The organism is Roseovarius pelagicus (assembly GCF_025639885.1).
GTDB classification, from domain to species: Bacteria; Pseudomonadota; Alphaproteobacteria; order Rhodobacterales; family Rhodobacteraceae; genus Roseovarius; species Roseovarius pelagicus.
In genome coordinates, this window is record NZ_CP106738.1 from 2,367,087 (window position 1) to 2,387,462 (window position 20,376).

Here is a 20,376-nt window from a genome sequence, read left to right on the forward strand (position 1 = left end):
ATCGGGCCGAGGCATTTTCAGGGACGAGTTATGAAATCCATTTCGCACGGCAAGCGCATTTGGGGATGGTTCTTTTTCGACTGGGCGAGCCAACCCTATAACACGCTGTTGATCACCTTTATTTTCGCGCCCTACGTCAAAGAGCTGATCGGAGACGGGGCACAAGCACAGGCAGCGTGGGGCTTCGGTATCGGCGCAGGTGGTGTCATCATCGCGTTGCTGGCCCCGGTTTTGGGTGCGATGGCGGATCATTCAGGTAACCGGCTGGGATGGATCAAGCTGTTTTCAGCAATGTATGTGATCGGCGCCTTTGGCATCTGGTGGGCGATGCCGCACGATTTTGATCTGGTCACGATCCTTGTTTTCTTTGTCATCGGCATGATCGGGATGGAGTTCGCGACGATCTTCACTAACTCGATGTTGCCGGATCTGGGGACCAAGGAGGAAATCGGTCGCATTTCCGGCAATGGCTGGGCGTTCGGCTATCTGGGCGGGCTGAGCGCGCTGGTGATCATGCTGGCGTTCTTTGCCGAGAGCGGGGCGACCGGCAAGACGATGATCGGGATTGACCCGCTGTTTGGCCTCGATGCGCATACGCGCGAGGGGACGCGGTTTGTCGGGCCACTGACCGGGTTCTGGTATTTGTTGTTCATGGCGCCGTTTTTCATGTGGGTCCAAGACCCCAAACCCGCTGACAAGGCCCCCGGCGCGGTACAGCGCGCATTGGCGTCAGTCTGGACGACCATCTGCCGGTTGCCGCGCACACCTTCGCTGTTTTCATATCTCGGGGCGTCGATGTTTTACCGCGATGCGCTGAACGGAATGTATTTCTTTGGCGGTATCTATGCGGCGGGCGTGCTGAACTGGTCTGTGGTTGATGTGGGTGTTTTTGGTATCATCGCCATCATCTCTGGCGCTGTCTTTGCGTGGCTCGGCGGGCATGTCGATCAGCGTCTGGGGCCCAAGCCGGTGATCATGGGCTGTATCGTCGTGCTAAGCTTTGTCGCTGTCTCGATCATCTTTGTGTCGCGCGACAGCGTGTATGGCGTCGCCGTCGGGCCAAGGTCGGCGCTGCCGGATATCACGTTCTATGTCTTTGGCGCGATGATCGGAGCCGCAGGCGGTGTCATCCAATCTGCCAGCCGGACGATGATGGTTTTTCAGGCCCGCCCAGGCCATATGGCCGAAGCGTTCGGTCTTTATGGTCTTGCGGGCAAGGCGACCAGTTTCATCGCGCCGATCTCGATCGGGGTGGTGACGACCATGACCGGTAGTCAGCAGATTGGCGTGACTCCGTTGATAGTCCTTTTCGCGGCAGGGTTCTTGTTGTTACTCTTGGTCAAACCGGATGGCGATGACTGACGGGTGAGGTGAAGTGAAATGTTCAAAGGTCTGAAACTGATTGCCGCGATTTGTGCGCTGGCTGTAATGGCGCATCCTGCGGCGTCGCAAAACATCCCCAGTTCGATGAAGGGTGTCGAGGCCAAGCAGCTGTTTGGCAAGAAAAGGGATGGCTCGCGACATGCGCCCGCGCCGTTCGGAAGTTACGCCAAAGGGTGCATGGCAGGTGGTGTGCAACTGCCCGAGACCGGGCCGACATGGCAGGCAATGCGGCTGAGCCGCAACCGCAACTGGGGCCACCCGGAGACGATTGATTTCATTCAGAAGCTATCAGCCAAGGCAGCGCGGCAACCGGGGTGGGCGGGGCTCTATATCGGGGATATAAGCCAGCCGCGCGGCGGGCCGATGCTGTCCGGGCACCGGTCGCATCAGCTGGGGCTGGATGTCGATATCTGGATGTTACCGCCGAACCGATTGAACCTGAGCCGTAACCAGCGCGAGAACCTGTCGTCGGTGTCGATGCGCCGATCCAAGGGTGCGTATACCAATTCCAAGTGGACGCGGGCGCATCACGAGATCATCAAGGCGGCGGCCAAGGACAAGCGTACCGCGCGCATTTTCGTCTTTCCGGGGGCCAAGGTGCAGATGTGCAACGATGAGAAGGGCAACCGCGCGTGGCTGCGCAAAATCCGGCCATGGTGGGGGCATCACTATCACTTTCACGTACGGCTGAAATGCCCCAGAGGCGCGCGTGGCTGTGTCGATCAGGCGGCGCCGCCCGCCGGTGACGGCTGTGCCGATGCGCAAAAATGGGTGAACGACATTCTGAACCCACCCCCGCCAAAGCCGGTTGATCCGAACGCTCCGCCGCCCAAGAAACGCCGGGAATACACGATGGCCGATCTGCCGTCGCAATGCGTGAGCGTTCTGCAATCGAAGTGAGTGCCGGCGCAGAAAAGAGTTTTCATGCCTCCGGCGGGGATATTTCCTGCAAGAAGAAGCGACAGGTGTGTTGACGGTGCAACTTGCGGCGACTAGACCGCATCCGTTCCCGATATTCGGGGACCAAGTCTCCGCAACCTTGTGAAAACGGGAAAATATCATGCGACATCTGACTGGCATTATCGCCATGGCCGCCATTGTTGTGGCCTCGAATATCCTTGTGCAATTTCTGTTGCTGGACGGGCTGCTGACATGGGGTGCGTTCACCTATCCGCTGGCCTTTCTGGTCACCGATGTGATGAACCGCGTCTATGGCGTGGCGGCGGCGCGGCGGGTGGTGTTTGCCGGGTTTCTGGTGGGGATCGTGTGCAGCTTGATCGGTTCGCAGATCATGCTGGAATACGGACCTGCCGTGGCGCTGCGGATCGCGGTGGGATCGGCGACAGCATTTCTGGTGGCGCAACTGCTGGATGTTGCGGTGTTTGATCGGCTACGCGGCGGCGCGTGGTGGCGCGCGCCGCTGGCGTCAACCCTGATTGGATCGACGGTGGATACCGTTCTGTTTTTCTCGATAGCGTTTTCGGCCTCTATCACGGTTTTCGGTGCGGATGCCGATGCGGCGATCAGCTGGGCGTGGGGTGCGGCACCGTTCCTGATGGTGGGGTCCGATGCCCCGCTGTGGGTCACATTGGCGGTCGCGGATTGGGCGGTAAAGCTGTGCGTGGCATTGGTGGCGCTGGTGCCGTTTCGCCTCATCGTGGCGCGGTTGGCGCAAGATGTGCGCTAAAATGTTTTGACAAACGCGAAATCTATGGCAGGCTCATCTTAGGTTCAACATTTGAAAGGAGGTGGTCCAGTGTCCATAGAGGTATTGGAGCGAGGTGTCGGAACAGTTTGGGGGATGATCGCCTAGGGCAGACCCGAAGCGAATGAATGACCCGAATTGGTGCGCCTAACCGGCCCGCCTCCGGAAACTCTAGAGGGCCGTTCCCAATGTGGAACGGCCCTTTTGATTTGGTCTGGGCTGTGCTGAATTTCTGGTATGGTTCTAGGCTTGGCCGGCACACTGCCCTGAAAGGTGGCGAAATGCTGAAGATAAATGATCAGATCACCATCGAGGACTGGGAGCTGACCGAGCAGTTCGTGCGTGCCAGCGGACCGGGCGGGCAGAATGTGAACAAGGTCGCCTCTGCGGTCGAATTGCGGTTCGAAGCGGCGCGTTCTCCGAACCTGCCTGATCCGGTGAAGCGGCGGCTGCAACGGCTGGCAGGGCGGCGCTGGACCAAAGAGGGCGCGCTGATCATCCAATGCGATGAGACGCGCCATCAGGCGCGCAACCGCGATATTGCACGCACTCGGCTGGCCGAGTTGATCACCAAGGCCACGGAAAAGCCAAAGCGGCGGATCGCGACCCGCCCGACGCTGGGATCAAAGAAGCGGCGGCTGAAGGCCAAGAAGGTGCGCGGCGAGGTCAAGGCGCTGCGCGGGAACGTGACGCCGGACGAATGATCAGCGCGACATCGTGAGTGGTGCGCTGGCCGAGAAGGCGGACCCGTTCATTTCGCCGCGGAAACTGAGCAGGCCAGCGGCGGAATTGGCCGAATCGAACCGCAGGAAAATTGTCATTTCCATCTCGTTCGATCCCACGCGAGCCATGGCAGGTGCGCATTGCTCCTTGTCGTTCCGGGGAATGATCTTGACGCCGAAGAGACCGCCGACCGAAATCGGATCGTCAAACATGCTGTCTGTGTCGGGATTCGGGCAGACCACCACGGTGACGCCGTATTCGTCCGAGAATTTAGCCTTTGCCACCTCCATGTCGACAACGGTCAACGCGTCTCCGCCCGGACCTTGGAGGGCATAGGTGTTGGTCCCGACCAGCGTGGGCATCGCTGCCCAGTCGCAGCCGGCAACGTCCGCATGGACCGTTTCCATGCCGCTGTCGGTCGTTGTGTCGATATGTTCGGCAACCGCGTCGGAGACGGCGGGAAGCATTACCATCGACTGCCCCTGACCGGACAGGACGGAGAAGCCGAAATTATCCCATGCGTCCATTTCCATCTGCTGCGGCGGATGCGCCGGAAGTGGAATCGGGATCGGAACACCACCGGCGCGAGCAACACCCGCCTTCTGCCGCAGCGTCCATGAACCGTTGAGAGAGGCGAGGACATCCTGCGCTTGCGCCGTGCAGAAGCCATCATCGGCGGATGCCGTTTGGGTCTGGGCGCTGACTGCGACGATCGTCAGGAAGAATAGTGTTGCCCATGCAGGTTTCATATCATTCGCCTCCGTTTTCTTGCATCTGCTACCTTCATAGCACGTAGAAGCCGACACGGGCCAATCACTGCGCGGTGGGCCGCTGGGTTGTGCGCGTTTATATTCTTGGTGGCTCTGTGCTGCGTTCCTATATAAACCCAAGGCGCAACAGCGCGGAGGAATTTTAGTGGCGAACCATCTCTATCAGGGCGATTTGCCCGACGGTCTGGATCTGGGCCCTGTGGTGGCGATCGATTGCGAGACGATGGGACTGAACCCGCATCGTGATCGGCTGTGTGTTATCCAGATGTCGGGTGGCGACGGCAATGCGCATCTGGTGCAGGTGGCCAAGGGTCAAACAGACGCGCCGAACCTTTGTGCGATGCTGGAAAATCCGGATGTGCTGAAGCTGTTTCATTTCGGCCGGTTCGACATTGCAGCGATGCAGAACGCATTCGGCGCGGTGACAGCCCCGGTCTATTGCACCAAGATCGCCAGCAAGCTGATCCGCACCTATACGGACCGGCATGGGCTGAAAAACCTGTTGCAGGAGTTGTTGGGCGTGGACATCTCAAAACAGCAGCAAAGCTCTGACTGGGGTGCGGCTGAATTAAGCGATGCACAATTGGAGTATGCCGCATCCGACGTTCTGTACCTGCATCAATTGCGCGATGAGTTGAACGCGCGGCTGGTGCGCGAGGGGCGGATGGAAATGGCGCAGGCCTGTTTTGATTTCCTGCCGATGCGTGCGCGGCTTGATCTGGCGGGTTGGCCAGAGCAAGATATCTTTTCTCATTAATGCGGGCGGGGGACAACATCCACTCAGTCGTCGTGGCATGGATGAAGATCATCCTGCCGCTGGTGGCGCTTGGCCTGTTGTCGACCGTTTTTCTGTTCAGTCGCAAGGTCGATCTGGATCAGGTGATACCGTTCAGCCAGATCGACCTGACGCAGCGCGCCCATGATCAGGGGGTGACGAATCCCAGCTTTGCCGGGGTTGCCACGGGGGGCGAACAGGTGTCGTTCAAGGCTGACAAGGTGCGGCCCGACCGAACCAAGGAAGGGCTATTGCTGGCCGAGGAGGTGCGGGCCGAGTTGCGGCTGAATGGGGGGGCGGTGGTCAACATCACCTCCGATTTCGGCGAAAGCGACCAGATCGAATATTCGGCATTGCTGGATGGAAATGTGCATGTCACGACGACAACCGGCTATGATATACGGACGGATCGGATCAACGCCCAGTTCGACACGCTGCGCGCCGAGACGCCGGGACCGGTGAATGGTACCGGCCCGCCGGGCACATTGGAAGCCGGGAGGATGTTGCTGACTTCAGAAGAGGAGGACGGCACTGCACATTTGCTGTTCACCGATGGCGTCAAGCTGGTATACATCCCACCAAAGCAAAAGGACTGATGTACGTGTTTCGCCTCTTACAAGTGATGGCTTTGCTCGGGTTTGCGAGCATGGTGCAGGCTCAGGGTATGCAGGTCGCGTTCGGCGATCAGCAGCAGGACAAAAGCCTGCCGGTCGAAGTGACGGCGGACAAGCTGGATGTCGATCAGAATGACGGCACCGCGATTTTCACCGGCAATGTTCTGATCGGGCAGGGGCAGATGCGCCTGTCTGCGCCGTGGGTTCTGGTAGTGTATCTGGAGGATCGTTCGGGGATCGAGCGATTGCGCGCCAAGGGTGGCGTCACGCTGGTCAGTGGCGAGGATGCCGCAGAAGCAGTGCAGGCCGATTACAACGTGCAGACCGGTATGATCGAAATGGCCGGGAATGTCCTGCTGGTGCAGGGGTTGTCGGCGCTGACCGCCGACAAGATGTTCGTCGATACCGTGGCGGGAACCGCGCGGATGAACGGACGGGTCAAAACGGTGTTGCAACCCGAGGCCAAAGAGTGACCAAACCTGACCTGCATATCGCGCATGAAAGCGACGACGATGCGTTGGGGCTGAGTGTCACGAATCTGCGCAAAAGCTATAAAAAGCGTGTGGTGATCCGTGATGTGTCGATTCGGCTGCGGCAGGGCGAAGTTGCGGCGCTGTTGGGTCCGAATGGTTCCGGTAAGACGACGACATTCTATTCGATTGCGGGCCTGATTTACCCCGAAGGCGGGACAGTCCGGATTGACGGGCGCGATGTGACCAACCTGCCGATGTATCGGCGCGCCAAGATGGGTATCGGCTATCTGCCGCAGGAAATGTCGATCTTTCGCGGGCTGTCTGTCGAGGACAACATCATGTCAATCCTCGACATTTCGCAAAGTGATCGACACAAGCGGCGCGAACGTTTGGAAGAGCTGCTGTCTGAATTCTCTATCGAACACCTGCGGCGCGCGCCTGCGCTGGCGCTGTCGGGCGGAGAACGGCGGCGGGTCGAGATCGCACGTTGCCTGGCGGCTGATCCACGTTATCTGCTGCTGGATGAGCCGTTCGCCGGTGTCGATCCGATCAGCGTAGGGGATATCCGGCATCTGGTTGCAGACCTGAAGAAGCGCGGCATCGGTGTGCTGATTACTGATCATAACGTCCGGGAAACGCTGGAAATCGTCGACCGCGCCTATATCCTGCACGATGGCCGGGTGTTGATGTCCGGTAGCCCGAGCGAAGTCGTCGAGAACGAAAATGTTCGCCGCGTCTATCTTGGTGAGAATTTCAAAATTTCCTGATTTGCTGCGTTGGATTTTCGTGAAGTCTTCACGATCTTGATTGACAATCGAGCCGGAAAGCGCGTCAATTATGGTATGACATTTGAGGTTTTCGAACTGTGTGCTCAGGGATCCGGTCGAACACGACCCAACACGCGCAGCCCCTGCAAATGTCCAATTCCCGCAGCCGAAACAGAGGCTATGCGCGGCGCTTATATGCGATCCGTGCACCCGTTTCGGTGCGATAAATAAAGGAGGTAACATGCGCTATCAAATCACCGGAAAGCAGATCGATATCGGCGAGGCCCTGCAAACCCATGTGAAAGACGAGCTGGGCGCAGCCGTGGCGAAATACGCCGAGCGCCCAACAGACGCGCAAGTGGTTTTTTCCAAGAGTGCGAGCGAGTTTGTATGCGAGTCGATTGTGCACCTGTCCACCGGATTGACCGCGCAGGCCAGAGCGCATGCGCATGAAATCTACGCCGCATTTGATCAATGCTGCGAGAAAATGGAAAAGCAACTGCGTCGTTACAAACGCCGTTTGAAGGATCATCACAGGGACCGGACAGAGCCGGTTGAACTTTTCGGCGCGTCCTCCTATATCCTCGCGTCAGAAGTCGAAGAAGGGGAATCGGAACCCGAGAGCCTGCAACCCATCATCGTGGCCGAGATCGAAGCGCACATCCCGTCGCTGTCGGTCGGCGAGGCCGTGATGCAGATGGAACTGGCGGGCGCCCCTGTTCTGGTATTTAGAAACGAGGCAAAAGACGGGCTCAACGTGGTGTATCGCCGGGAAGACGGCAACATCGGTTGGATTGATCCCTGATACAAGGGCAGCGCACGGACCAGCGGCGTATGTTCGGAGCAAGAAATGGAAGTTTCAATGATCCTCAAGCCCGAGGCCGTGCGCGTACTATCGGCAGCATCGAGTAAAAAGCGTCTGATTCACGAATTGGGTGATATTGCCCATGCCGCCTATGGCGTGAACGCACAAAAGGCTGTTGAAGCACTGCAAGAGCGCGAGAGCCTGGGCCCGACGGGTGTAGGCCACGGGGTCGCCCTTCCTCATGCGCGGATCGACGACGTCGAGAGTGTCGTAGGTGCGTTGGTGCTGCTGGAGAAGCCGATTGATTTTGACGCGGTGGACCGACGTCCCATCGATCTGGCCTTTGCCCTGTTTGCCCCCCGTGATGCCGGGGTCGAGCACCTGAAGGCGTTGGCGCTGGTGTCACGGACGCTGCGCGATGCTGCGCTCTGCGCCAAGCTGCGGGCCAACCGTGATGCCGCGACGCTTTATGCGATCGTCACAGAGGCGCAATCGTCGATCGCTGCCTAGCCCGCTGGTGGGGTGAAACCCCACCCTACGCCCAGCGGTCAAATCCGAACATGATGTAGTCGCGCTGATAGATATCAGATCCCAGCGCCTCAATCTGGTCGTCGTATATGTCGGCCAGTGTGAAGGGCGTGTCGGGCGCGGTGTCGGGAATGGGCGGGGCGCCGGGATAGCCGACCTGTTTGGCCAATGCGCCCAGAGAAAGCATCATCTCATCCTCACGCAGAATAAGATCGGGTAAGGTGAATTGTGCCATACCCTGAAGGACAGCGGACTGGCTGGCCCAGTTTGCATCGACCCGAACGCTGGTCTGGCCGCGCAAGTTGGCCTTGAGAAACTCCAAAAACGCGACGAAGGCCGTGTAATGCGCGCGCCTGTCATAGGTTTCATCCGGGCCAGGGCCGGGAATCGGCAGTTTGTGAAAGTTGCGCAAGGTGCGGCGAATTTCAGTGAGGCAATCCGGGCCGCGGTTGAGGATGCGATGGCAAAAGGCGGCGTGGGCACGTGCAATGGGATGGCGCAACACGGTAAAGCAGCGATGGCCGGGATGCTGCCGCATCCATTGACGCAGCAGTTTTTGGTTCATCTTGGTGTGCAGCCCCTCGGGCGCGACCCCGTCCAGAGCGGCCAGCCAGTCCTCTACTTCGCGCTCTGGTCCGGAACGGATCGGCATATAGCACAGCGGAGCCTCCAGCGCGACGATGTGGCTGGGCACGGCCGCGCCGCGGCGCGGCTCAAAGTTGGGTGTGCGGGTCAGGTTAAACCGGTCCAGCCCGGCCAGCGCCGTGGTCATTTCATCGAAATTGGCGACCTTATCCTCTAGCGCCTGCGGATTCTGGATTTTCAGGTTGCTGTCCAGCTCCTCTAGCGCCTCTTCTGTTCCGAGGAATTTTGCCAGACCATTGATCACACCGAGATCGTTCAGATCCTCGTAGGCGATGTAGAACGCAGTTTGTCCGGTGCGTTGCAGCGTATTCAGCAACAGCAGTTGGAAATCTTGCAGGTTGTGCATATGGCTGTCGAATTCAGCGGCATCAAATGTCGCGCGGGCGTCGCGGCGGCGTTTCACATTGGTCAGTTTCCACTGGCCGGTTTCCTGCGCAATTTTCCAACTGACATAGCTTTCTGCCGGGTTGCGGGTCAGGATGATCTTGGCGCAGCGCGGGTCAGTCAGGGCGAGGTCCAGCGCGCGCGGATCATGGTCATGGAAAAACCGGAAGCCGCCGATGCCGTCAGTGTCGGATTTGATCGCGTCGATCAGGCGGGCAGGGTCGCCCTCTCGCATGGCCTGCGTGATGCCCAGAATTTCGGTTTTGTTTGGGTAGCCGATAAAGTGAGGGTTGAACGCCTCGCCGTGGCAATTCAGTGAATCAAACGAGTTAATGTTGGATTCCAACAGATTGCTGCCGGTTCGCATCTCTGCGAACACCACGAAATAGTCGAAACGTGCAACCATGCGTATTTACCGAACCAGATAGGGTTTGCGTTTACTGCTGGGGGGATCGAGCGGGTCGTGGGCGACGGGAAAATTGCCCATGAGATAGGGGTGCATGCCCTGATTTTTCAGATTTTGCAGGAATTGGCCAAAGCCGGAAAGGTCGGCCATCTTGGGCACTTCTGCGAGGCCGCGCATGTTCTGCTGTGGGCCGATTTCGTCGATGATGGTTTGCAGGGGTTCCATCGGGGCCTCGATGAACTCTGCCATTGTCCAGATGCGCACGCGGGCTTTGGTCCAGGACGAACGCAGGATTTCGAGGTGCTTGCTCTCGATTTGCTGCAGGCGGGCGGCCTCGCGACGGATGTCGGAAAAATTCTGGTTCGACTTAAAGAGCGACACCGCCCATGCCCCTGAAATCACCGAGATTTGCGCATTGGGGTCTTTGGCAATGTCCCAATTGACGGCCTGATTGTCGCGCGGGCTGAACTGAAAGCATTGCCGTTCGCCGCGCGTATTCCAGATCAGCGAAGCAAGAAACGCATGTGGATTGTAATCGCGCAGTGCGGCGCTGTCGCTGAGGGCGCCGTTTACGACCCGCTGGCCGTCGCAGAATTCGGCCCTTTCGGGGGCGAAGATATGACCATGTACGCGAGTGCTGGTCGCGCGCGACAGCCACGCCTCGAAATTCTCAAAGAGGGCGGAAAATCCCTGAAACACCGAATATTGCGCGGATGTCAGGCCATTTTCGCGGGTTTCCACGGGAAAGCGGCTTTGCATATAGAGGCCGGGCCGACCACGTGTGCGCCGCTCGACCGCCTTGGCAAATATGCGATCGATCTTACCGGGATTGGGTTCGGTTTTCTTCATCGCATGGGCGGCGTCAGTGAGGAAGGCATCGTATAACCGGTTGGCATGTGGCCAAATCTTGCGCGCGACGAAGCAATCGGAACGACGTAACAGCTGTAGGTGGTCGTCGTAGAAGATGTGCGGTTTACCCTGATAGTCGAACTTGCTCAGGGTCAATGAGCGGCTTTCGATCTGGCGGGAATATTGTCGTGCGAGGGTTTGAAAATAGCTCTCGTCCGGGATCCACACCTTTGAGAAATAGCGGTCGTACACAGGCCGTTCAGGATCACTGAGGATCGCTGACAGGGTTTGTCGTGTCAGGCACCACCATTGGCTGCCCATATGGGGGACGATGCCGCCGGGGATGCGGCGCCTTAACCCCAAGCCGCGCTGTATCGCGACGTATTTATCAAAGAGATAGCGGTTTTTGCGCCACGAGAACGGGAACCGCAAAGTAAAGCGTTCGCTGTCCAGTCCGCCAATGGTCCAAGGGACATCGGCGGTGGTCGCGCTCTCGATGAAATCGGTCTGGGGGCGGTTTTTCAGATAGTCGATCAATTCCTCGACCGGGCGTAGCGGCAGACACGAGCCAGAAGCGAGGTAGATATGGCGGACGTCAGGGAATTCATCCAGCATCATCTGTGAGGCAGATTGCGACGCAGCAACCAGCCCCCATGTGCCCCACTCACAGCGGTGGCGTTTGGAAAACCGCACATCGGGCAAATCTGACAGTGCTTTGACGAAGGCGTTGTAGGTCTGTTTGGGTACTGAGACGTCGGCATGGATCACCAACGGACAGCCCGCGGCGGACCAGTGGCGCGCGACCTGTTCCGCGCGTCCCAGCGCGGTGTGAACCAGCATGACGATACCAACGCTCATGCGGGGTTTGCCTTCCTGCTCTTCATGCCCAATTGCCCTTGGACATCAGGCCAAGGATCTCCAATTGGCGCCAGTTTATATACTTTTCCGACCATTTGCACCAAAGCTCTGGTGTGTCGCGAAGGTTTTCAACGTAGGCTTTATATTCCAGCGATGCGCGATAGTGCTGTTGGCGTTCCATTTCCTCTTCGGCTTTCTGGGTGAAGGTATCCAGAAACTTGGCGTGCAACAGGACGCCACTGGCGGTTTCGCCGCCCCATTCGTCATAGACAAGGTTCAGACCACGCGGCAGCAGCATGTGGGTCGAACTGATGTAGGTGTTGCGGCGGTTCCACTTTACCAGAGGTATTTTGTTCAGGGCGGGTGCCTTTTTCGGGGCATCGGGAAAAAAGACCCGCGCACGGGGGGCCGCCTTGAATCCAGAGATTTCCGTATTTGCGGTTCTTTTCAATCATATAGTTGCCGGGATCGAACCACGCGGCGATTTCGATCGGATCCTGCCCGCGCCGGTAGGGCACCGCATCAAGCCGTCCCTTGGGGTACATATCCAGCAGCATCGCGCCAAAGCTGCGCACGTTTGATCCGTCCAGCCAGTCGGTCAGAGCGCGGATCGAGCGTGTGTCGCAGAAGGGGTAAACAAACAGCTCGTCCGGGTCGACGACCAGCGTCCAGTGCCCGTGACCATAGCGCGATTGCAGCCAGTTCAGCCAATCGACGCCAAAACGTGCGCGTTTATAGCTGCTGCGCGTGTGCCAGAGGGACACGTCGGGTTGGTCGGCCAAATAATCACCGCCACCATCGCTGCTGTCATTGTCCACGATCAGGAAATGATCCACGCCCATGTCGCGATAGTAATTCAGGAAGTACGGCAGACGGATATGTTCGTCCCGCAGGGTCGAGAACAACAATACCTGACCCGGTTTGATGTGTTTCGTGCGGTCAATCACCGGGGTGAGCGCGAAATGCTTGCGATAGGCGCGCACCTTGGCGTGTTTACGCCGCAAACGCATGCGGTAGGATTGGACGATACTCACGTCATACGCTCCCTCAGTACATCGATACCGCCCCACGGTTGACGAGCAGCATAGGCGCACGGTCTTAAGCGAACATTGTCAGTCCTGCAATCAGTGCCGCCCCAGTTACGCACAGGATAAGGTGTTGAGCCTCTTGGGTAAATGGGTATTGCATAACGGGTCATAGCCATGTTCCCCGTGACATCAGTCCCATTGCCTCTAGCTGTCGCCAAGAGATGAGCCGGGTCGAGCCGTCGCACCATAAATCCGGGCTTTGGGTGAGGCGGTCATAGTAGTCGTCATAGAGGGCGGAATTGGCGAAATGTTCGCCGCGGTTTTTCTCTTCGGCAGACTTGTCGGCGATCATGTGCAGGAATTTCGTGTGCAGGAGGATGCCGCTGGTTTTTTCACCGCCCTGATCGTCATAGACGTGGTTCAGCCGCCGGGGCAGCAGCGAATGGGTAGAGCTGACATAGGCATAGCGGCGATCCCATTTGACCAGAGGAACCTTGCCCATCGTCGGCGCGCGGCGGGGATTCGTGGCAAAGAAATTGCGTGCCCTTGGGCCGCCTTGGATCCACAAGTTCTGAAGATCCTTTTTCTTTTGAATCATATAGTTGCCACCATCAAACCATTGCAGGATTTCAAACGGATTGCTGCCGGCCTGGTAGGTCTGGGCGTCGAGCGGTCCCTTGGGGTACATGTCCAGCATCAGCGCGCCGAAGGAGGTAAACTCCTTGCGGTCGAGCCATTCTGTGAGCGCCCGGAGGGGACGCGTATCGTGATATGGATAGATGAACACTTCGTCAGCGTCCAAAGTCAGGCACCAGTGGCTGTGACCATGTTGGATCTGTAGCCAAGTCAGCCAATCGACTCCGAATCGCGACAGGCGATAGCTGTCCGGGGTGTGCCAAATCGACGTGTCGAGTTGCTGTGCGAGGTATTCGGCGGTGCCGTCGTCGGATGCATTGTCCACGAATAGGAAATGATCGACACCCAGCTTGCGATGATGATCAAGAAAGTACGGCAGCCGCACGGCCTCGTTTCGGACTGTTGTGAAACACAGGATTGAATCTGGTGCGATTTGGTCCGTGCGGTTGTGGACTTCGCGGAGCTGGCGGCGTTTGCGCAGCGCGCGCAGCAACAGGCGGCGCCGTTTCCAGCGCAGACGATAGGCCATCGTGGCGGTGCCGATCTGCTGCGTTATGTCCTGCATCTGCCTCTCGGGTGGCGCACCGGTATGGTCCGCCTGACTGAACGCAGTGTAATCATAGATTTGTGGCAAAACACGGGTGGTTTTGGGCTGTTCGCGCGGAAAGCGTTAGCCGCAGGGCGGGCCTTGGCGATTGCGCCCCGGGGCAGGCCGTCCCGGCCTACTTGTCGTAATGCCCCGTTTGATGCCAGCGCCACGCGTCGGTGATCATCTGCTTCATGGTGGAGCGTTTCGGTTTCCAGCCCAGTTCAGCCTCGGCGCGGGTGGAGCCAGAGACAAGGCGGGTGCAGTCACCCGGACGACGTGGGCCGTCGATCACCGGAACATCGCGGCCAGTGACGGCATGAGACTGGTCGATCACCTCGCGCACAGAAAAACCACTGCCGGTGCCAAGATTGAACACGCGGCTGGGCTTGTCATTCTCCAGCCACTTCAGGCCCAGAATATGGGCATCAACCAGATCCATCACATGCACATAGTCGCGGATGCAGGTGCCATCGGGTGTATCCCAATCGGTGCCAAACACGGTCAGCGCATCGCGTTTGCCGTCAATTGCGTCGAGCATGAGGGGGATGAGGTGTGTCTCGGGCTTGTGAAACTCTCCGATTTCGGCCTCTGGATCGGCGCCGGCGACGTTGAAGTAGCGAAAGATGACATGATGCAGGTCATGCGCGACCTCGAATCCGTGCAACATATCCTCGATCGCGCGTTTTGAGGCGCCGTATGGGTTGATGGGATGTTGCGCGCATTCCTCGTCCAGAACGACATTATCCTGATCCCCATATGTTGCGCAGGTGGAGCTGAACACAAAGTTGCGGCAGCCCGCGTGTACAGCAGCCTGCATCAGGGTCAGCGATCCGGCGACATTGTTGTGCCAATAGGTTTCGGGACTGCGGATGCTGTCGCCCACCTGACTGAGCGCGGCAAAGTGCATGACGGCGGCAGGTTGATAAGCGGCAAAAACCTGATCCAGTCGTTCGCGGTCGGTCAGGTCGCCCTGCTCGAACGGTCCGAATTTGACGGCATCCTGCCAGCCAATGCTGAGGTTGTCATAGGTGACGGGCGTATAGCCTGCCGCCTGTAGCGCCTTGCATGCGTGACTTCCGATATAGCCCGCGCCGCCTGTTACCAGGATATTCGTCACAATGTCGCCTCTGGCTGCTCAAATGTTACTGAGCAGCCTTATCAGCGTTGACGATTTCGTAAAGGAAGTTCTGCAAATCGTCGCGTAACTCTGGCCGATCCAGCGCGAATGATACGGTCGCTTGCAGGAAACCGGCCTTGGACCCGCAATCGAACCGCTGGCCGCGGAAACGGAAGCCGTAGACCTCTTCGCCCTCGTCGCGGGCATCGTCGATGGCGTCGGTCAGTTGAATTTCTCCACCTGCGCCAGTCTTCTTCTGGTTCAGCATTTTCAGGACGGTGGGCGTCAAAACATAGCGACCGATCACGGCGAGGTTCGACGGTGCGGTGCCGGGGGCGGGTTTTTCGACCATGCCCTTGGTCGATACCATAGACCCCATATCTTCTTTGATATCGAGGATCCCGTAGGAGGAGGCCTTGTCATCGGGGACCTCCATCGCGGCGACGATGTTGCCCGGCGTTTCCTCGAATGCCTCGATCATCTGTTGCAGGCAGGGTTTCTCGGCGGCGATCACGTCATCCGGCAGTATCACGGCAAAAGGTTCGTTGCCAATCAGGCGGCGCGCGCACCAGACGGCATGCCCCAGACCAAGCGGTTTGTGTTGGCGCAGATAGGCGATTTCGCCCGAGTCCATGTTCGTAGATTTCAGAATATCGAGAAGCTCGGTCTTACCCTTCCTACGCAACTCCTGCTCCAGCGTGGGGGCGTTGTCAAAATAGTCCTCAAGCGCACCTTTGCCGCGTGAGGTGACAAAGATGAACTCCTTGATCCCTGCCTCGCGCGCCTCGTCGATCGCGTATTGCACCAGCGGACGGTCCACCAGTGTCATGATTTCCTTAGGCACGGATTTTGTCGCCGGTAGAAACCGCGTTCCCATTCCCGCAACGGGAAAAATGGCCTTTGTAACCTTGCGCCGCATTTTTATACCCTTGCCGTTCCCCATTGTTCACCCACCTACCACAAAAATACTAAATCTTGTATTGAGATAAGGGGGAAATTGGGCAAATTTTTGGCGGAATTGCAAAAATCACAAAATGACAAATGATTAGTAATATATTGAAGTATAGGCAGAAAATACGAAAATGGCAACCTCGGGTTGATTTTTCAGGCCATATCCATCTCTGTCATCATCGTTTCAATTCTGGAAACATCTTCCGGGTTGTTCAGTTCCCAGAACTGTCGGTTGCGGGCCTCTACCTCGACGCACAGGATGGATCGACCGTGTTCGAGAAAGCGAAGTTGTTCCAGTCCTTCGAGCTGTTCCAGCGGGCCGGGGGCAAAATCGGGATAGGCCGTCAGAGCCGCGGGGCGGTAGGCGTAGACGCCAACGTGATGAAAGACCGGGGTGGTGTCCGCATCGGCATAGGTGCCGGGGGTGTAGGGGATCACTTCCTTAGAGAAATAGAGCGCGTGGTTCTGTGTGCCAAAGACAGCGGTGGTGCCGCCAACGCGGCCATTGCGGCGATCCTCGAGAAATCCGTTCAGCGCGCGACCATCACAACGTAACACCGGTGTGGCGACCTCTGCCGCCGGATCGGCACGCAGACCCGCCACCAGATCTTCGACGAACCAATGGGGGGTCAGGGGTGCATCGCCCTGCAGGTTCACCACGATATCAAACCCGCCGCCCAGTGTCTGCGCAGCTTCGGCGCAGCGTTCGGTACCATTGGCACAGTCAGCAGAGGTCATCACCACCTCTGCGCCAAAGGCAACGGCGGCCTCGCGGATGCGATCATCGTCGGTTGCAACCACGACCCGGTCCGCGCCATTTACGAGGCAGGCAGCCTCCCATGATCGCTGAATCAGCGACTTCGTCTCTCCGGTGGCGCCGGTGAGGGTCGCCAATGGCTTGCCCGGGAACCGGCTGGAGGCATAACGGGCGGGGATGGCGATGAGGACGCTCATTTGGGTCAGCCCTCCTTGAGGTCTACGCTGGGGGCGTAGGCGATGAAGAACGGATTGGCATATCCGTCCTTGCCATAGGCCAGATCGGTATGGTCATCGAACCGTACGACGCGTCCGCCTGCGCCGGTCAGAACTGCGTGACCGGCCGCAGTGTCCCATTCCATGGTCCGGCCCACGCGGGGATAGATATCTGCCTCGCCCGTTGCGATCAGGCAGAACTTGAGCGAGGAACCGGCGCTCTTCATATCCTTGACGGCGTATTTGCCGATATAATCGTCGGTGGCCTGATCGCGGTGCGATTTTGAGGCAACGACCATCAGCGCGGAGTTGTCCGGATCCGATACGCGAATGGGGCGGATTGTGCCGATCACGTCCTTGTCGAGGTCTCCGGTTTCCTCGACGGCGTGACCGTCGGGCATGGTAAAGAACATGCGCCCCTTGGCGGGTGCATAGACCACGCCCCGGATCGGTACGCCGTTTTCGACATAGGCGATGTTGACGGTGAAATCGCCGCGGCGGTGGATGAATTCCTTGGTTCCGTCCAATGGATCGACGATCAGAAAGGTGTCGCCGCGCAACTGGTGGCTGTCGGATTGTTCCTCTGTCACCAGTGTTATGTCCGGAAACGCAGCCCGCAGCCCGGTCGAGATCAGTGCATCAGCGGCCTCGTCGGCCTCTGTCACGGGACTGGAGTCGGATTTGGTTTTGATGTCGAAATCGTCGGAATTGTAGATATTCATAATCACGTCACCAGCCTCCAACGCGAGGCGTCGAATGGTGGTGGTCAACTGATCGTGGTCCAAATTCATGCTCCTGTCGGGGGGCGTCTAAGTGCCAATACGCAAGTGTTGCGGGAATGTGTTTGGACTCTTATGCTGCGCACGTAACGGGACAGCAAGAATTCCGTGCGAAATTTCGCCAGCGCAGGTACAGGCACGAGATAATGTTTCAGCAGGCCAAACAGAAATCCACGCTCTTGACGGCGGTCTCTATCGCCGAGCTGATCTATCATGGGACAGTTCGCGAAGTGCGCAAGGCGCATGGAAATGCGTTGATGGCGCTGGGCATCAACCTGTTGCAGGCCGTTGTTTTCATTGGATCATTCTACCTGATGTTTTCGGTTCTTGGTCTGCGTGGCGCGGCACTGCGCGGTGATTTCCTGTTATATATCATGTCGGGCATTTTCCTGTTTTTGTCGCATGTCAAAACACTGAGCGCGGTGGTGGGCGCCGAAGGGCCGTCGTCACCGATGATGAAGCACGCGCCAATGAACACAATGATCGCGATCTGCGCCGCGGCGTTTGGTGCGCTCTATATCCAGTTGCTGACGTTGTTTTTAATCCTGTTTGTCTATCATGTGGCATTCACACCCTTCACGGTCGAGCAACCATTCTGGGCATTTCTGATGCTGATGCTGGCTTGGTTCACGGCCGTGGCGCTGGGTCTGGTACTGTTGGCGATCAAGCCGTGGTTCCCGACATTTACGCAGACATTCGTCACAGTTTATCAGCGCGCAAATATGATCGCGTCGGGCAAGATGTTCGTCGCCAATGCGCTGCCGCCGACCATGCTGGCGATGTTTGACTGGAACCCGCTGTTTCATCTGATTGATCAGTCGCGCGGGTTTGTCTTCGTCAATTACATTCCCCGAAATTCATCAATCGAGTATCCGGTGACAGTTGGGATCGTATTTATCGTTGTGGGGTTAATGGGTGAATTCTATACCCGGCATCACGCCTCGGCCAGCTGGGACGCACGTCGCTAGTTTCTTGTCGTTTCGACACCGTAGATTCGGTGAAGCGGCCCAGGTGTTTGCAACGAAGCGGGCCGTCGTTTCAGGTTTTGCCGGCCTCGCGTACTGAATCGGCGATGGTATGGACCACATCCTTTAGCAGGGCTTCATCCTCGCACTCGGCCATCACACGGATCAGCGGCTCGGTCCCGGATTTGCGGATCAGGATGCGACCCTGACCCGCGATCCGCTGTTCCTGATCTGCAATCAAGGCCGATACAACATTCGAGCCAAGCGGATCGGCGCCGGGGCTGAATTTCACGTTCTCCAGCATCTGCGGCACTGCCTCGAAATTGCGGATGAGTTCGCTGGCTGGTTTGCCAGATTTTACCATCGCTGCCAGGAATTGCAGTCCGGCGATCAGCCCATCGCCGGTGGTGGCGTAGTCGGTCATCACGATATGGCCCGACTGTTCGCCACCCAGATTGAAACCACCCTCGCGCATCCGCGCGACCACGTGTCGGTCGCCGACATTCGTGCGTTCCATCGTAAGGCCACGCCCGTTGCAGTACCGTTCCAGCCCGAGGTTCGACATCACGGTGGTGACCAGTGTTTCGCCGCGCAGCATACCAGTGTCGGCCCACATCCCCGCAAAAAGCGCCATGATCTGATCGCCATCGGCGACGGTGCCGGCCTCATCGATGATGATGATCCTGTCGGCGTCGCCATCCAGACATATACCCAGATCTGCGCCATGCTCTCGGACTGCGGCGACTGCGGTCTGCGGGCTGGTTGAGCCGCAATCGAGGTTGATGTTGTATCCGTTCGGAGCAACTCCGATCGGGACGACCTCGGCACCCAGTTCCCACAGCACCTCGGGGGCGGCGCGGTGAGCGGCGCCGTTCGCACAATCCACCACCACCTTGAGCCCGCTGAGGCGTACTTCGCGAGGAATGGTCGTCTTGGCATATTCGACATACCGGCCCTGACCGTGTTCGATCCGTTTGGCGCGGCCAATATTGACCGGCTGCACCGGCGCGATATCGCCTGCGAGAATACGTTCGATCTCGGCCTCGGAATCGTCGTCCAGCTTGAACCCGTCAGGACCAAAGAATTTGATCCCGTTGTCATAGTGCGGATTATGGCTGGCCGAGATCATAATGCCCAGATCGGCGCGCATGGATCGGGTCAATAACCCGACGGCAGGTGTGGGTACCGGGCCGAGCAGCAGAACATTCATCCCGGTTGAGGTCAGCCCGGCAGTCAGTGCGTTTTCCAGCATATAACCTGAACGGCGGGTATCCTTGCCAATCACGACGCGGTGACCGTTGGATTTGTCTCGTCGAAAGTGGCGTCCTGCCGCCGCGCCGATACGCAACGCGTTGTCGGCGGTCATGGGATATGTGTTGGCAGTGCCGCGAATGCCGTCGGTACCGAAAATTTTGCGCGTCATCTAAATCTCTTTCCGCAATACAGGACCCTGCCGGGCGCAATCGGAAACGTCATATACACGACGCGGCGATTTGGCGAGTGCCAAGGCGGTATGCGCGTGGATGTGCGTATTATCGCCGTTCGTGATGGCGTTGCTTGCGGTATTGGCCCAGTTGGTCCAGACCAGCGCAAGATGGTAGAGAGTAGCGGTAACAGCATGGTCAATACAGCAGGCAGAGTCAGGTATCGCAGG

At 58.2% G+C, this 20,376-nt stretch carries 20 protein-coding genes and 1 pseudogene; 11 read left to right on the forward strand and 10 right to left on the reverse strand.

The features are described 5' to 3' along the window. The first annotated feature begins 30 nt into the window (after positions 1-30). From N7U68_RS12725 to arfB, 4 genes are all read left to right on the forward strand, one after another. Positions 31-1,362, forward strand: a complete 1,332-nt coding sequence (locus tag N7U68_RS12725) for an MFS transporter (RefSeq protein WP_165194971.1) — start codon at positions 31-33, stop codon at positions 1,360-1,362. A 66-nt stretch (positions 1,363-1,428) separates the two neighbouring features. Continuing rightward, a complete protein-coding gene (mepA, locus tag N7U68_RS12730; RefSeq protein ID WP_241188257.1) occupies positions 1,429-2,283 on the forward strand; it encodes a penicillin-insensitive murein endopeptidase in 855 nt (284 codons plus the stop codon). Between the two features lie 160 nt (positions 2,284-2,443). Beyond that, entirely contained in the window at positions 2,444-3,070 is a 627-nt protein-coding gene (locus N7U68_RS12735) for a queuosine precursor transporter (RefSeq protein WP_263047043.1), read from the forward strand. A 299-nt stretch (positions 3,071-3,369) separates the two neighbouring features. Next, positions 3,370-3,792: an alternative ribosome rescue aminoacyl-tRNA hydrolase ArfB gene (arfB, locus tag N7U68_RS12740; protein ID WP_165194965.1), complete on the forward strand. Its 423-nt coding sequence runs from the start codon at positions 3,370-3,372 to the stop codon at positions 3,790-3,792. On the opposite strand, the gene N7U68_RS12745 is transcribed toward arfB, so the two are convergent. Continuing rightward, on the reverse strand, positions 3,793-4,560 hold the full coding sequence (locus tag N7U68_RS12745) for a hypothetical protein (protein WP_263047044.1): 768 nt from the start codon (positions 4,558-4,560) through the stop codon (positions 3,793-3,795). Between the two features lie 166 nt (positions 4,561-4,726). Here N7U68_RS12745 and N7U68_RS12750 point away from each other — a divergent pair, with 166 nt between their 5' ends. From N7U68_RS12750 to N7U68_RS12775, 6 genes are all read left to right on the forward strand, one after another. Next, positions 4,727-5,338, forward strand: coding sequence for a ribonuclease D (locus N7U68_RS12750; RefSeq protein ID WP_263047045.1), 612 nt, complete (start codon positions 4,727-4,729; stop codon positions 5,336-5,338). 41 nt (positions 5,339-5,379) lie between these two features. Beyond that, positions 5,380-5,952: an LPS export ABC transporter periplasmic protein LptC gene (gene lptC, locus N7U68_RS12755; RefSeq protein ID WP_263047046.1), complete on the forward strand. Its 573-nt coding sequence runs from the start codon at positions 5,380-5,382 to the stop codon at positions 5,950-5,952. Continuing rightward, the gene (locus N7U68_RS12760; RefSeq protein WP_241188082.1) at positions 5,952-6,443 is read left to right on the forward strand and encodes an LptA/OstA family protein; all 492 of its coding nucleotides are present in this window, start codon (positions 5,952-5,954) and stop codon (positions 6,441-6,443) included. Before lptC ends, N7U68_RS12760 begins: the two co-directional genes overlap by 1 nt. Continuing rightward, a complete protein-coding gene (lptB, locus tag N7U68_RS12765; protein WP_206295684.1) occupies positions 6,440-7,210 on the forward strand; it encodes an LPS export ABC transporter ATP-binding protein in 771 nt (256 codons plus the stop codon). The genes N7U68_RS12760 and lptB overlap by 4 nt, the downstream gene beginning before the upstream one ends. 241 nt (positions 7,211-7,451) lie before the next feature. Next, positions 7,452-8,015, forward strand: a complete 564-nt coding sequence (hpf, locus tag N7U68_RS12770; protein ID WP_165194957.1) for a ribosome hibernation-promoting factor, HPF/YfiA family — start codon at positions 7,452-7,454, stop codon at positions 8,013-8,015. A gap of 45 nt (positions 8,016-8,060) precedes the next feature. Continuing rightward, complete coding sequence (locus tag N7U68_RS12775; RefSeq protein WP_165194955.1) at positions 8,061-8,525, forward strand: PTS sugar transporter subunit IIA; 465 nt, start codon at positions 8,061-8,063, stop codon at positions 8,523-8,525. A gap of 25 nt (positions 8,526-8,550) precedes the next feature. On the opposite strand, the gene N7U68_RS12780 is transcribed toward N7U68_RS12775, so the two are convergent. From N7U68_RS12780 to cysQ, 8 genes and pseudogenes are all read right to left on the reverse strand, one after another. Continuing rightward, on the reverse strand, positions 8,551-9,978 hold the full coding sequence (locus tag N7U68_RS12780; protein ID WP_263047047.1) for a sulfotransferase family 2 domain-containing protein: 1,428 nt from the start codon (positions 9,976-9,978) through the stop codon (positions 8,551-8,553). A 6-nt stretch (positions 9,979-9,984) separates the two neighbouring features. After that, the gene (locus N7U68_RS12785) at positions 9,985-11,685 is read right to left on the reverse strand and encodes a DUF5927 domain-containing protein (RefSeq protein ID WP_263047048.1); all 1,701 of its coding nucleotides are present in this window, start codon (positions 11,683-11,685) and stop codon (positions 9,985-9,987) included. Between the two features lie 22 nt (positions 11,686-11,707). Next, positions 11,708-12,695 (reverse strand): annotated as a pseudogene (locus tag N7U68_RS12790) (glycosyltransferase family 2 protein). Positions 12,696-12,879: 184 nt separating this feature from the next. Further along, entirely contained in the window at positions 12,880-13,914 is a 1,035-nt protein-coding gene (locus N7U68_RS12795) for a glycosyltransferase family 2 protein (protein ID WP_263049157.1), read from the reverse strand. A gap of 157 nt (positions 13,915-14,071) precedes the next feature. Further along, complete coding sequence (galE, locus tag N7U68_RS12800) at positions 14,072-15,055, reverse strand: UDP-glucose 4-epimerase GalE (RefSeq protein WP_165194949.1); 984 nt, start codon at positions 15,053-15,055, stop codon at positions 14,072-14,074. A 25-nt stretch (positions 15,056-15,080) separates the two neighbouring features. Then, positions 15,081-15,974: a UTP--glucose-1-phosphate uridylyltransferase GalU gene (galU, locus tag N7U68_RS12805; RefSeq protein WP_165194947.1), complete on the reverse strand. Its 894-nt coding sequence runs from the start codon at positions 15,972-15,974 to the stop codon at positions 15,081-15,083. 185 nt (positions 15,975-16,159) lie between these two features. Next, positions 16,160-16,960: a 3-deoxy-manno-octulosonate cytidylyltransferase gene (locus N7U68_RS12810; protein WP_263047049.1), complete on the reverse strand. Its 801-nt coding sequence runs from the start codon at positions 16,958-16,960 to the stop codon at positions 16,160-16,162. A gap of 5 nt (positions 16,961-16,965) precedes the next feature. After that, the gene (gene cysQ / locus N7U68_RS12815) at positions 16,966-17,769 is read right to left on the reverse strand and encodes a 3'(2'),5'-bisphosphate nucleotidase CysQ (protein WP_263047050.1); all 804 of its coding nucleotides are present in this window, start codon (positions 17,767-17,769) and stop codon (positions 16,966-16,968) included. A gap of 134 nt (positions 17,770-17,903) precedes the next feature. On the opposite strand from cysQ, the gene N7U68_RS12820 reads away from it, so the two are divergent. After that, positions 17,904-18,725, forward strand: coding sequence for an ABC transporter permease (locus N7U68_RS12820; RefSeq protein ID WP_165194941.1), 822 nt, complete (start codon positions 17,904-17,906; stop codon positions 18,723-18,725). A 70-nt stretch (positions 18,726-18,795) separates the two neighbouring features. Here the strand turns inward: N7U68_RS12820 and glmM are convergent, their stop codons facing one another. Continuing rightward, positions 18,796-20,145 (reverse strand): phosphoglucosamine mutase, encoded by a 1,350-nt coding sequence (gene glmM, locus N7U68_RS12825; RefSeq protein ID WP_263047051.1) that lies wholly within the window; start codon positions 20,143-20,145, stop codon positions 18,796-18,798. Between the last annotated feature and the right edge of the window lie 231 nt (positions 20,146-20,376).